This window comes from Duganella sp. LjRoot269 (assembly GCF_964254095.1).
Taxonomy (GTDB): Bacteria; Pseudomonadota; Gammaproteobacteria; order Burkholderiales; family Burkholderiaceae_D; genus Rugamonas; species Rugamonas hordei.
In genome coordinates this window covers 3,932,177-3,945,418 of record NZ_CAXUSL020000001.1, presented here as the reverse complement: position 1 = coordinate 3,945,418, position 13,242 = coordinate 3,932,177, and the positions used below count along the sequence as shown (strand labels likewise).

The following is a 13,242-nucleotide window of genomic DNA, read 5'->3' as shown; positions in this document are numbered from 1 at the left end:
CCGGCGCCGCGCGGTTCCACCGCCATCGCATCAAAAGAGCCGGGCTCAGTCGCGCAGCCGTCCCAGCCGGGCCACCGTAATGCCGGGCGCCAGCTGGCGCAGCGACGGCTGCACGATCACGCAGCCGTCATAGGGCGTCACGAAGGGTTCGCCGTCGTCGTGCGCGATGACGGTGCCGGCATGCTCGATCACCTCCATGCCGGTGTAGTCCTCGGCAAAGGCGAAGTTGTGGCTGCGCGCCACCAGCTGGTGGGTGATCTCGATGATCTGCTGCGTCCGCGGCTCGTCCGGACTGAGCCAGCTCGCCACCTGCGCGCGCTCCACCACGCCGCTGTGCACCAGGAAGCGGCACGCGGTGTCGAGCGCCACCTGGCCGCTGCGGGCCGAGAAATGCTGGCCCGTTTCGATCAGCAAGGCGTTGGCCGGCTGCGCCGGATCGCCGAAGCGGCCATAGTCGCGCAGCCGCCTGCCGTTGGCGTGGCCGGCGTCCATCACCGCGTAGTCCGGCGTGCCCAGCGCCGCCGCCAGCGCCGCGCCTTTGGCCAGCGGGCCGCACATCATCAGCGGCGGCGCCTCTTCGTGCATCGAATGGATGTCGAGCAGCAGGTCGACGCTGTCGATCAGCGGCCGCAGCGCGCGCGCGCGGCGCAACTCGACGCTGTCGCGCGGGCCGTCGAGCACGTCGGTGCTCCACACCCGGTTCATGTCCTCGTCGATATAGCGATTGGCGTCGGGCCGGTGCGGATCGAAGGTGTGGTAGGCGGCGACGTTGGCAAAGCCCAGGGTAAGCCGTCCGGCCACGGGCCGCAGGCGCGCCGCCAACAGGCGGTCGAGCGCGATGGCGCCGCTGACCTCGTTGCCATGGACCAGCGCCAGCAGCATCACGTGCGGACCGGGCCGGCCGCTGTCGGCACTGTGGACATAGTCGATGGCGCCGCCGTGCTGCCAGCGGCGGATGTCGGGAAACTCAACTTCGATTGGATAGGCCGCCAACGGTGCGCGGCCGTGCTTCATGATGTTCATGCAAATACTCCGTCTGCGCGGCGCCTCCGGGCGCCGCCTGGTTACGATAATGGTGGTAAGGATGGTTGGCCGCAGTGGTTCCCGGCCGAGCCGGGTCAGCCCTTGATCGCGGCCTGGCCCGCCTGATGCTGCAGCTCGGACTGGGCCGGCTGCTCCGCTTGCTTGACCGGGCGCCGGGCCAGCAGCGTCAGCGCGAACAGGCTCAGCAACGTGGTGCCCATGACGTAGAAGCTGGGTGCGGTCTTGGTGTGGAAATAGTCGATCAGCACGCTCACGATCAGCGGCGCGAAGCCGCCGAACAGCGTGGCCGTGACGTTGTAGCTCAGCGCCAGTCCCGTACCGCGGGTGCTGGTCGGGAAGATGTCGGCCAGCAGCGCCGGAATCGGTCCGAGGCAGGCAGCCAGCAGCAGGCCGACCAGGCCTTGCACCATCAGCAAGGTGGTCAAGGTCGGCCACGTCGACAGGATGTAGAACAGCGGGTAGCTGGTGAGGCCGATCAGCAGCAGCGCCGCCTTCATCACGCGCAACCGGCCCAGCCGGTCGGACAAGTTGCCGACCACGGGCGCGACCACCATCAGCACCGCGCCGGTGATCACCGCGCCCAGGAACGAGGTGCTGGCCGGCATCTGCAGCTGCTTGATCGCGTAGGTCGGCATGTACACCTTGTGCACGTAGTTGAACGCGGTGGCCGCGGCGAACACGCCGCCGCCCAGCAGCATGTTGCGCCAGTTGTGGACGAACACCTCGCGCAGCGGCGAGCGCTCGCGCCGCTCCTTGACCACGCGCTTGAACTCGGCCGTCTCGTCGATGTGGCGGCGGATGTACAGGCCGACCGGGCCGATCGCCAGGCCGATGCCGAACGCCAGGCGCCAGCCCCACGCGCTCACCTGGGCGTCGGTCAGCGTGGCGCTCAGCAGCGCGCTGACGCCGGCCGCCAGCACGGTGGCCAGGCCCTGGGTCGACATCTGCCAGCTGGCAAAGAAGCCGCGCCGGCGCTCGTCCGCGTGCTCGATCATGAAGGCGGTGGCGGCGCCAAACTCGCCGCCGGTGGAAAATCCCTGCAGCATGCGCGCGACGACGATGATCACCGGTGCGGCAATGCCGATCTGGGCGTAGGTGGGGGCGACCACGATCATCGCCGTGCCCAGCATCATCAGCCCGATCGAGGCCGTCAGCGAAGCCTTGCGGCCGGCGCGGTCGGCATAGCTGCCCAGCACGATGGCGCCCAACGGCCGCGTGACAAAGGAGATGCCGAACGAGGCAACGCTCAGCAGCAGCGAGGTGGCCTCGTCCGCGGCGGGGAAGAACAGCTTGCCGATGACGATGGCGAAATAACCGTAGATCAGCAGGTCGTAGAATTCCAGTGCGTTGCCGATGCTGGCGGCGCAGATCTCGCGCCACGGCGAGCGCGGCGGCGCCGCGTTGAGCGAGATAGGCCGCAGATGCTGCGCCTCGGTATGGTGTTGCGGTTTGTCCATTGTAGGTCTCCTAATCTGGTATTTTTTTGTTGTCATGTGACGGCACGGGCGTCGGCAGGACAACGACGGAACTATTCCATCACGGGCAGAGTCAGTGTACTGGCGGCGCCGCCGGCGCCCTTGCCGTTTCGGCACGCACTCCTGCGGAATGCGGCGACAGCCCTCCGGCCAATGGAACCGCGACCTCCCCGCCCTACACCTATCAACATCGATATGGCTGATTTCTCGGCAGCGTACGCCCGATCCGGGCGAGGCCGGAAATTCGCGCTTTCCGCGCCCAACGTCGGCTGCCACTGCGACGCCGCGCACCCTTACCCACCAACGCATCGGGCCGACCAGGCCCGTGCAAGCACAGGAACCAACACCATGGCATACGCCGGTAACAACTCACTAGATCGCACCAAACCTATGGAACTGAACACATATTCCACCTCCGAACCCGGGCCGAGTACCGGCGTTAAAGGAGTACGTCCATCCACCGCATCGATCCTGCCGGTCACGCGGCAGGATGCGCAAGCATCGCCGCTCGCCCAGGCGCACGGACAGGAGATGAGCCGGGCCAGCGTATTCTCACACGTCAGGCTCCATCAGAGCGACGCGACCGGACGCATTCCGGACTTCCAGCTGACGCAGCTGGACGCCAAGAATCAGTTGGTGCAATCGCAGCGCAAGCTGCGCGAACATGTCCGTCGCGACTTCGATCCGCAACAGCTGCAACAATTCTATGCGGCGCGCGACGTGGCGATGCGCTCCATGACGGACGCCGACTTCGACAAGGCGATCGACGCCATGCTGCAGCTGTATGCCGCCCCGGGCGCGGATATCGATGCCCTGCGGGGCAAGCTGGAAGAATCCTGGAAACAAGGCGGCGTTCTCTATGGCATGCGTTCGATCAAGGGGCGCGCCATCAATCTGGTATTCCCGGTACTCATGCCGTACCTGATCAAGCACTGGAGTGGCGAGCCCGGCGGCATTGCCGCCGCCTCCATCAATTTCGCGGGCACGCTGGCCGCCGGCATCCTGGGCATGGAACGAGATGCCGATTTCCTGCTCCACGTCACCCCCGCCAAGGATCTGCAGTTCAGGCATGGCGCCCCCAATATCGCGACGGCGATGAAGGAGATGTCGCTGGAGGACGTAGCCACTCCGCAACAGGCCGCAAAGAAACTCGATGCGCTGATGAGCGTCGCGGAATACCAGCCGGCACACCTGCAGGAGCTGTACCGCCGTTCGGCCGAAAACCCGGACGATGCGGCGCTGCGGACACAGGCCGATACGGCCTATCGGACCGCGGAAACGGCCCTGCGCGACGGCATGCTCGACTACCAGTGCGCCAGCCTGTTCGGCAAGGTATGGGACAGCGGCGGCCTGCAAAGCCAGTGCTGGCTGCAGGCCACCCGCATGTATGCCAACATGGCGGCCACCTGGTCGGCATTCGAGTCCAAGCAGCCGATCAGCGGCTGGTTCGTGACCGGCACGACCCTGGCCCAGGCGGGGCTCCAGCCCGTTTTAGCGCGGGGCGACCAGGTCCGCGAGCAGTACGGCCAGATGCGGCTGAACATCGCCAAGTCGACGCCCGACAAGGGAGAGGAGTTCCTGCGCACCGCCTGGCGCACCTATGAACAGATCGGCCAGCAGCAATTTCTGGGCATCCTCAAGGAACAGTCGAGCAAGCACATTCCAAAGGCCGCGGCGACGCTGCTCCATGTGACCGAGGAGCAATGGGGCCAGCATCGCGAGCTGGAGCTGCGCCAGGAATTGGCAGGACGCTGGAACGCCCTTGAATCCCGATACCAGGCAGCGCTGGTCGGCAAGGAGTCCGACGAGGTCGCGAGCCTGCGCGGGCAGATGATGAGCGCCCGCGACGATCTGGATGCGCCTCGCGAGCGCGAGATGTCCGACGCGCTGGCCAAACATATCGGCATGGACCCCGACGACTGCTGGGAGCACCACAAGCTGACGCAGTGGAGCCAGCTGCGTAGTCCCTTGACCCCCGACGAGCAAGCCAGCTTCGACACCCTGCATGCGCTGATCCAACCGCGAGTGGACGCGCTGACCGGCGACAATGCCACGAAATACCACAAGCTGCACCAGCAGTACGAAGACACCGTCATCGACCAGCTATACACCCAGGAACTGAAGTTTGACGAGATCTCCCACCGCAGCGGCCACGCCCAGGCGGCGGCCGCGCTGATGGATCCCGAACTCAAGGAGAGCTTCAACAACTCCCCCGCCTTCCTGATGGGGTTCATGCTGGACGGCGACCGTCGAGCCAATGATTACGCGGAGTACGGTTCGGCGATCATCGCCGGCGTCGTGCGCACTTACCAGGCGGTGATCGCAAATCCCGGCGGCGCGGTGCTGGTGGGATCCCTGCTGACCCTGATCACGGAGATCAGCAAGAACAAGGATCACCACTACCATGAAACCCCGGCACACCGCTCGATCGGCACCGACATCATGGCGTGCCTGCATCTGCTCAACATCGCGGCGGTATCGATGATCGCGCTCGCTTGCAGCGTCAAGTTGGGCGCGCATGTCCTGCAATCGTCGGCAGGCCAGGTGTCGGAGCGCGTGGCGCAGAATTTCAAGCTGATTACGCGCGACCTGCTGCGCGCGCGCGGCTCCAACGATGCGCTGTTTACCATCAGCCGCTCGCTGCGTAACCTGGTCCTGCTGATCGAAACCGGCGTCATCAGCATCAGCACACCCTCCATCGTCAAACGGATGGAGGGTGTGCTTGCGCAGCTGGACGAGATTGACGCCCAACGCTCCCCGACCAACCAGGACGAGTCCAACATGGCAATGGAGCGCACATTGAAGACAGCGATGCCTCTGCTGAAGCAGGTGGGCGAGGAGATGCGGACTGGCGACGAGGATGCCGCCCTCGCGGACAGCGACGTGGCCGAGATCCGGAAAGATTAGCAATGGCAAGCGAGCAATACAAGAAACTGGTCGACGATCTCTGCAAGCTGGTCGACATGCCTGTCCAGCCCTCCCTCTACGAGCGGGTGGATCTGGAAATCGACAAGGTGTTCTTTTCGCTGGTGGAGGCGCAAGCCTCCACCAGCAAAAAAAGTGCAACGGCACCGGCCGCCCCGCCAAAAGCGGACGGCGGCAAGAGTCAGGATGGCATGGCCGCGGTCTTCTGCGATTTCGGCCCGCTGCCACGCCACCAGCGCCAGGCGGCCATGCAGCGGCTTCTGGAACTCAACCTGTCGTTGCAGGGGGAAGAGCTGCCGGTGATGTCGATGAACCATGAGAATGGGCATGTGCTGCTATCCCGCCGTTTGCCGTTGGCGGGCATGGCCGCCCTGGATCTGCTCAACAAGATGAAGGATCATGCCGGCCAAGCGAAGGAATGGCGCGACGGCGGATGTTTTCTGAAGGGTGACGGCAAACCGGCCGCTCACAAATCCGAAGGCGCCCGCCGACAATTGCTGCGTTTTGCCAACGCTGACTAACCAAGCGGCCAGGCGGCGCCGCGCGAACGCCTAGCGCGGCGCCACTTTCGGCAAGGGATTGTCGGGAATGGCCTGTCCGAATATTTCCAGTGCATGCAAGTAGTCCGGCGCCGTCGGCATGAAGCCGTATGGATAAAAGCCAAACGCGGGCCGGTCGCTTACCATCGCGGCAGCGCTGGCGCCCACCGCCACGCCCCAGGTCAGGCGCCACAGCCAGCCGTCCTCCCCTTGCCACACAAAGATGTGTCGCTCGTCGCGCATGGCCAACAGCCTGGGGACGACCGCTTCGTCCAGGCGGCAATACGGCGCCGCCACCGGCGTGCCCGGGCACACGCGCCAAGCCTGTTCGACGTGGCGATGCAGAAATTGCGCAATCCGCTCGAAATCCATCATCGACGTCACGACGAACACGAAGCGCCCGTGCGGCAGCAAGACCTTGTCCAGGGCGCCGAGTATCTCGAACAGCAGGTCGAAACCGCCGCTCCCGCCCTTCATCGCAGTCTGCCAAGCCGTCCCCAGCCGGCTGTCCACCAGCGCATCGGGCAGGCAAGGCGGATTGCAGGCCACCAGGTCGAGCCAGGGGCCGGTATTGATCCAGGGCTCCAGGCCGGAGCCCAGCGCCACGCGATCCAATGACATCCCGTTGATCGAGGCGTTGAGCCTGGTCTGCTGCAACGACACACCCTGTATATCGCTGGCGCCGACAAAACCGACGCCGCTGGCCTTCATCGCCAGCGCAGCGGGGCTGCCGCCGCAACATATCTCGACGGCGGACAGCGCGGCCATCGGCTTGCCGGCGCTGGCCGCCACCTGGACCGCTTCCTGGCAGGCCAGGTGCGCCAATACCAGCGACTGGTAACGGTTCACCGGATACAGATGGGCGGGGTTGTTGAACACCAGCGTACGCATCGTCGGAGTGACGTAGCTTACGTGGGAAGCAGGTCTGCAAGCGGCTGCAGTTTCAATTTCTGTCATGTCGATAGGCCCGTAGTGAATACACCATCAAACTCAAGGAAATGGCAGCCAGGCCGACCATGATCCAGCCCAGCGCCACGTATCCGGCCATGCCGGAAACCACAGCCGACGCCCCCAGCGGCGCCGCCGCCCGGAACAGCGAACCGGGCGTGGCGACCATGCCGGCGGCGCGCGCGTACAGCTCGCGCCGGAACAGCACAGCGATGAGCGTGCCGCGCAACGTGGTGATCATCCCGCTGCCGGCGCCGACACATAGCACCGCGCACCACAACAGCGCCTCGTCGGCGCGGCTGCACTGCAACACAAGCAGGCCCGCCAACAGTGCCGTGAACGCGGCATACGTCGCCGCGCGTTGCCCGAGCCGGCGCGCCAGCAACATCTGCGCCAGGCGGCCCAGTATCTGCGCCGGACCGATCGCCGCGGTGACGTACAGCGCCACCCGGTTGGCGACGCCGCGCTCGACGAGCAATCCGAACAGATGGATGACCAGCGCCGTCACCACGCAGGAGTTCACGGCAAAACCCAGCGCCAGCGCCCAGAACCGCGGTTCCCCTGGATCCGCGGCGGCCGTGCCCCGGGGTTCATCGAGCCTGGGCGCGTCCTGGAGCGGCGGGTGGCGCGCCTCGCGCCAGCACAGGCTCAGCGTCAAGGCAAGCGCGCCGGCCGCGCAGATGCAGAAGGCGAATACCCGCATCGCACTGCGCCATCCATATCCATCAATCAGCCAGTGGGTGATCGGCAGGAACACCGCGCCGGCCAGGCCGGACAACATCACCAGCAGCGCCACCGCCAGCTCGAACTGGCGCGGCGCCTGTTCCAGCAGCGCAGCGAACGCCGGCTCGAAGAAAGCCAGGGCCATGGTCGCGCCCAAGGCGGCCCAGCCAAGGTAATAGCCGGCCAGGCCGCCGGTGATCGATAGCCACGACATCGCCGCCGCGCCCAGCATGCAGCCGGCCCCGATGACCGTGGTCGGTCCCCAACGCTCGATCAGGCGGCCGATCCGGAGCTGGATCAGCGCCGCCACGGTGAGTCCCAGCGTCATGCCGGCGGCGATCTGGTTGCGCGAACAGCCAAGGTCGTTGCGTATAGGGTCGAGAAACAGCGGAAAAGAAAAATAGACGGTTCCCCAGGCCACGATCTGGATGAACGCCAGAGGCAGGACTGCCCCCAGCAGACTGTTTGGTGTAGTTGTTCTCATCTGCGTGCGGCTCGGCCACTTTCCTTCTCGCTGCCCTGAGTTCGAAGTATATGGATGGCAAGCGTGACACCGGTGCCGATTGGGCAACGGCAGGTGCCGTTACGGTTTGCACACAAGAAAACCCCGGGACTCGGCCCGGGGTTGTTGGCGAGCCGGCTGGCGGCTCAGTTGATGGTGTCAGTGTCAGATGTTACCGGTGGCGCCGTGCAGCGCCGGGTTGCTGGAGGCCGATGCCTCGAACGGATAGCGGGTGCTGGTAGGCAGGCCGGTTCTCTTGTCGAAATTCTGCTCCAGATTCAGCACCTCGTCGGCCTCGATGGACAGCACGCCGACGAATTCATACAGCTCGGTGTTGCGCAGATTGTCTTCGACCGATTGCGGCGACACGCCTTCCGGCTTGTTGTCCAGCAGGCCCTTGAAGTCTGCGTCCATGGCGCGCTGGCAGATCTCCTGCACCTTGGGCGGCATCTTCGAAGGGGTATTCATTTCCTCCCCGCTGGGCAAACCGTATTCCTTGGTCAACGCCTTGGCGATGTCCGCACCCGAGATGCCCGGGGTCTCCTTGCGCTTGCGCGCGGCGAAGGCTTCGAATTCCGCCATCACCGCTTCCTGCAGCTTGGCGGTCTGGTTGACGCGCACCAGGAAGGTGGAGCAGGTGTCGCCGCCGGCCCGATGCTTGCCGCGCACGCCGAGGTAGTGGGCATTCTCGGTGAAACCGTCTTCGGCGCGCCGTTGCGCCTCGGCCGCCGCCAACTTGATGCTAGCCGGCCACTTCGCCTCGTCTTTCTTCTGATCCGGCGACAGGGCTTTCCAATCCTTCTGCGCCTGCGCATAGGCGGGTTCCTTCAACAGCTTCAGGAACTCGCCGGTGCGGTCGATTTCCTGCGGAATCTTTTCCGGATCGGCGGCGACGTGCATCGCGTCGCGATCGCCGTCGGCGGTACGCTTGCGCAGCTCGCCGCCTGGCAGCATGGAACCGCCAAGGATCGCGGTGCTGTACTTCAGCGGCGCGCGCGTCGGCTTGCCGTCGTCGTCGAGCTGGTCGTTGGCGAAGATCTTGGCGACCAGCGCGGCGCTCTCGCCCTGGGGCAGGCCCAGGTTCGGCTTGGCGCGATAGAACCAGTAACCGCCCGACTGGAACGACTGGATCAGCGCGCGCATGGCATTGGTGGTGCCCAGGCCGCCGCGCATCTCGGCCAGCTGGCTGGTTGCTTCCAGCAGGTTGGCCACCGGTACGCCGGGCAACTTGCTCTTGCCGGTATCCACCGCGTGTTTGATGGCATCGACCAGCGTTTCGAAACCCTTGAGAGCATCGGCCAACTGGTTCGGGCTGCGTTGCCATACCGGCAGTTTCAGGGCCACCGCCAACTTGCTGAGCGCTTGTTTCACGATGGTCGTTTCCGGATCGATGCCGCTGTCGTGCGCGGCCTTCTTCATCAGTTCGCCGATCGCTTCGTTGATCGCCATGCCAGCATGGAATACGTTGATGTCGCCGCGGTTGCCTTCGATGCCGTTGAGGTCTTCCTGGCCCTGGCGCGGCAGCGTATTGGAGTGGGCGATCGATTCCGGCGGCGATTCCTTGCGCAGGTACGGGTCGCCCGGGCCGATGTCCAGGATCGAGATCTTGTGCATGACCTTCTCGTAGCGCTGCTGGTTCAGCTGTTCCAGCGACTTCAGGTTGCCTAGCCAGCCGTTCACGTTATTCACATACTGGCCTTTTTCCGCGTCATTCTTGCCCAGTTTATCGGCCCGCTCGTTCGTCCCGCTTTCCCATGGCGCGATCTTCGCCTTGAGCGCATCGAAACGGCTCTTGAACTCGGGTTGCTGCAGTACGCCATTGACGGCTCTGTTCAGCGCGGCGCCGCTCAGGCCCTGATTGTTTTCCTTGGCCTTGACTTCGGCGTCGCGGCGCAGCTTGGTCAGGCTGGCGCGGGTATCGGTGTAGGTGAAGCGCAGCTCGGCCAACTGCTTGAACTGGGCGGCCAACTCCGGGTCGCTCTTCAGCTTGGCCAGCGCGGCCTGGCGGCCGGACGGGGTGTCGACGGCGATATCGTGCTTGAGGCCGGCCTGCTGCACGAGCGTCCGCAGTGCAGGCGGGTTCTGCGCCAGGATTTCCTCGCCGGCGCGGTTGACCAGAGCCTCGTTGTTTTGCGCAAACTGCGACATCAGCCTCGAGCGCGAAGCGCTGTTGGTGGCGGGCGGGGTGGTGCCCGTACCGGGAGCGCTGACCACGGCGTCGGACGAAGGCGGGGCAAAGCTGGTGTCCAGCGCCGGTGTGGCAGCCGAGGTGCTGCCTGTTGCGTGAGTGTTTATGTATGCCATTTTTCTATTCCATATTTCTGAAACGGGTTGAGCGTAGGTAGTGTGGGACTACCGCTGGGCGCACGCTGCGGCGCGCCTTCATGGTTATGTGAGATTTGCGCCCTCGCCGGTTCCACAGGCAAACGGCACTGCCCTGTCGGCGCGCAAGAATCGGCACCAAGCTGTGCCGAATCGGCAATGGTGGCGCAAACCGCTCCCCTATACTCGCTTTCATCCGGTTCATAGATGTTCCAGTTTTCCCGGCGCGCGTCACGCCGCCAAGCCACTCCAAACCGCCTCTATCCCGACCTGATAGCGACACGGGCGAGGGACGGTTGCGCCTGTTTCTCCGACAGCTCGGCGGCTAATCCGGGCACATCAACCTGAAAGAGCGACATGAAAAAAACTATCTGCATGCTGGCCGTCTGCGCCGCCAGCTCCTGCATGGCACAAACCCAGTCCAACATTACGGTCTACGGCGTAATCGACCTCGACCTGGTGCGGGATGACAACGGCACCGCCCCTGTGACGCGCATGGACGCCGGCATTCTCAACGGCAGCCGGCTCGGCTTCAAGGGCGTGGAGGACTTGGGTGGCGGCCTGTCGGCCATCTTCCAGTTGGAGAACGGTTTCACCGGCGACACCGGCGCCCAGGCCGACGCCCAGCGCTTGTTCAACCGCCTCGCGTTTGTCGGCGTCAACGGCGCATGGGGCAGCGTCAAGCTGGGGCGGCAGAACAACCCGGTCTACACCACCCTCACCAGTTGGGATCCGTTCGCGATCGGCATGGCGGGCGATTCGTCGCGCCTGTTCAGCTACAACGGCAGCCGCGGCGACAACCTGGTGAGCTACTCGTTCAACACCGGACCATTTCGAGGCGAGCTGCAGTATGGGGTCGGCGAGGTAGCCGGCAACGCCGCAGCCAACCGCGTGCGCGCAGGCTGGGGCGGCTACAGCAAGGGGGCGCTGGATGTGGTGGCCACCTACCAGAATATCCGCAACGCGACCGACACCGCCGAGACCCGCATGGTTCTGCTGGGCGGCAATTACAACTTCGGCCTGCTGAAAGCCTTCCTCACCTACGCTGAAGAAAAAGGCGTGATCCTGGGCACCAGCAAGCCGCTGGACCAGCGCGACGCGCTGATCGGCGTGCGCATTCCGGTTAGCGCAGCCGGCACCGTGATCACCTCGTGGATACGCAAGACCGACCACGCGCTGCTCAACGGCGGCGCCAACCAGTACGCGATCGGCTACCGCCACGACCTGTCCAAGCGCACCACGCTGTACACCAGCATCGGCGCGCTGCGCAATGACGCGGCGGCCTTGTACAAGGTCGTCGCGGCGGGCAAGACCGACAAGCTGATCAACGCAGGCATCCGCCACATTTTCTGATGTTTCCGGCGCCGGCCACCAGCCGGCGCCCTTGTCGCGACGGCTCAGGACTATGGAAAGATATATTTATCGAATGGTATTGACATGATACTTCATAGATTTTATATTCCTCCATGGAACCGTTTCCACCAAGGACTAGAACCAACCGCCCCCCCAAGGGTCTACGCGGTGAAGGCCCGGAGCGGGCCATGCTGAACCGGCTATCGCTTGCTGTTCAGCATTTCATGCAATTCCATGCGGTTGTAAGCCACCCGCAGGGCATCGCGCACGCCCACGGTTTTTTTCTGTACCAGCTGCGCCAGGATCTCGTTGAGGTTCCTCGACATATTGTCTTCCTTGCGCTTCATGAAGTCGGCAATCATGTGCAGCTTGTCCGGATCGGCGATATAGGAGGCGATCTGCTGGTTGTTGTTGAACACCATCTCGCTGGCCATCACGTGGCTGCTGCCGTCCTCGGAGGGCAGCAGGCTTTGAAAAATCACGCCGACCAGCGAGTCGGCCAGCGCCGCGGCGCGCTGGTTGCGCTGGTCCTGGGGGAAAAAGCTGAGCAGCTTGGTGATCGCGCGCACCGCGCTGCTGGTATGCAGCGTGGCCAGCACCAGGTGGCCCGACTCGCCCGCGTGCAGCACCGTGTCGGCGGTATCGAAGTCGCGGATCTCCCCCACCATCAGCACGTCCGGCTTCTGGCGCAGGGCCTCGCGCAGGCCGCTGGAAAAGCTGGCGGTGTCGGTCGGGACTTCTTTTTGCGAAATGATCGACTGCTTGCGGTGCAGTTCATACTCGATCGGTTCTTCTATGGTGACGATATGGCCCTGACGCGTCGTGTTGATGTAATCAAGCATGGACGCGATGGTGGTGGTCTTGCCGGCCCCGGTCGGACCGGTCACCAGGATGATGCCCTTGGTCGCCTCCAGGATGGTCTTGACGTAGGACGGCAAGCCGGTCTGCTCCAGCGCGATCGGCTCCAGCGGAAAGCGCCGGATCGACACCGCCACCCGGTTGCCGCGCGACATGCGGTAGATATTGCAGCGCAAACGCCATTGTTCCAGCACATACGGATGATCGAGCGCCTTGTCGATGATCTTGTCTTCCCAATCCTCGTCGATGGCCCTCAGCAGCGGCGTCATCTCCGCCAGCGTCACCGGATTTTCATCGACGGCGAGCCAGCCGCGCGGGCCCTTCACCATGATCGGCTGATCCTGTTCGATGTGGATATCGGAAAAAATCCGTTTCGCGTTCACCAGTGCCAGCAGTTCCTGCTGAAGATTACGCGCCGTGTGATTGGACATGCTGTCACCTAAATATGAAGTCAGGCCAGTATACCGTGATCGGCATACACCAATGCTCAAGAATATTCACTTTCTTATATGATGCGCAACCGTCTTCGACAAAAACCGCTATCCTAACGCCA

General features: G+C 64.3%; 9 protein-coding genes. 3 read left to right on the top strand and 6 right to left on the bottom strand.

Translation table 11 applies throughout. The features are described from left to right. Window positions 1-45: 45 nt before the first annotated feature. Window positions 46-1,023, bottom strand: a complete 978-nt coding sequence (locus ACSQ3S_RS17700) for a succinylglutamate desuccinylase (protein WP_436143216.1) — start codon at window positions 1,021-1,023, stop codon at window positions 46-48. A gap of 95 nt (window positions 1,024-1,118) precedes the next feature. Next, window positions 1,119-2,501 carry an MFS transporter gene (locus ACSQ3S_RS17695; RefSeq protein ID WP_436143215.1) on the bottom strand — a complete coding sequence of 461 codons (1,383 nt, stop codon included), beginning with the start codon at window positions 2,499-2,501 and terminating at the stop codon, window positions 1,119-1,121. A gap of 366 nt (window positions 2,502-2,867) precedes the next feature. Here ACSQ3S_RS17695 and ACSQ3S_RS17690 point away from each other — a divergent pair, with 366 nt between their 5' ends. Both ACSQ3S_RS17690 and ACSQ3S_RS17685 read left to right on the top strand, forming a co-directional pair. Beyond that, on the top strand, window positions 2,868-5,426 hold the full coding sequence (locus ACSQ3S_RS17690) for a hypothetical protein (protein WP_436143214.1): 2,559 nt from the start codon (window positions 2,868-2,870) through the stop codon (window positions 5,424-5,426). 2 nt (window positions 5,427-5,428) lie between these two features. After that, the gene (locus tag ACSQ3S_RS17685) at window positions 5,429-5,965 is read left to right on the top strand and encodes a CesT family type III secretion system chaperone (RefSeq protein WP_436143213.1); all 537 of its coding nucleotides are present in this window, start codon (window positions 5,429-5,431) and stop codon (window positions 5,963-5,965) included. 30 nt (window positions 5,966-5,995) lie between these two features. Here the strand turns inward: ACSQ3S_RS17685 and ACSQ3S_RS17680 are convergent, their stop codons facing one another. From ACSQ3S_RS17680 to ACSQ3S_RS17670, 3 genes are all read right to left on the bottom strand, one after another. Next, window positions 5,996-6,862, bottom strand: coding sequence for a hypothetical protein (locus ACSQ3S_RS17680; RefSeq protein ID WP_436143212.1), 867 nt, complete (start codon window positions 6,860-6,862; stop codon window positions 5,996-5,998). A gap of 64 nt (window positions 6,863-6,926) precedes the next feature. Then, window positions 6,927-8,138, bottom strand: coding sequence for an MFS transporter (locus ACSQ3S_RS17675; RefSeq protein WP_436143211.1), 1,212 nt, complete (start codon window positions 8,136-8,138; stop codon window positions 6,927-6,929). A gap of 183 nt (window positions 8,139-8,321) precedes the next feature. Further along, window positions 8,322-10,460 carry a hypothetical protein gene (locus ACSQ3S_RS17670; protein ID WP_436143210.1) on the bottom strand — a complete coding sequence of 713 codons (2,139 nt, stop codon included), beginning with the start codon at window positions 10,458-10,460 and terminating at the stop codon, window positions 8,322-8,324. Between the two features lie 375 nt (window positions 10,461-10,835). Between ACSQ3S_RS17670 and ACSQ3S_RS17665 the strand changes: the two genes are divergently transcribed. Then, on the top strand, window positions 10,836-11,831 hold the full coding sequence (locus tag ACSQ3S_RS17665) for a porin (RefSeq protein WP_436143209.1): 996 nt from the start codon (window positions 10,836-10,838) through the stop codon (window positions 11,829-11,831). A 200-nt stretch (window positions 11,832-12,031) separates the two neighbouring features. Here the strand turns inward: ACSQ3S_RS17665 and ACSQ3S_RS17660 are convergent, their stop codons facing one another. Continuing rightward, window positions 12,032-13,120, bottom strand: a complete 1,089-nt coding sequence (locus ACSQ3S_RS17660) for a type IV pilus twitching motility protein PilT (RefSeq protein ID WP_436143208.1) — start codon at window positions 13,118-13,120, stop codon at window positions 12,032-12,034. Window positions 13,121-13,242: the final 122 nt, after the last annotated feature.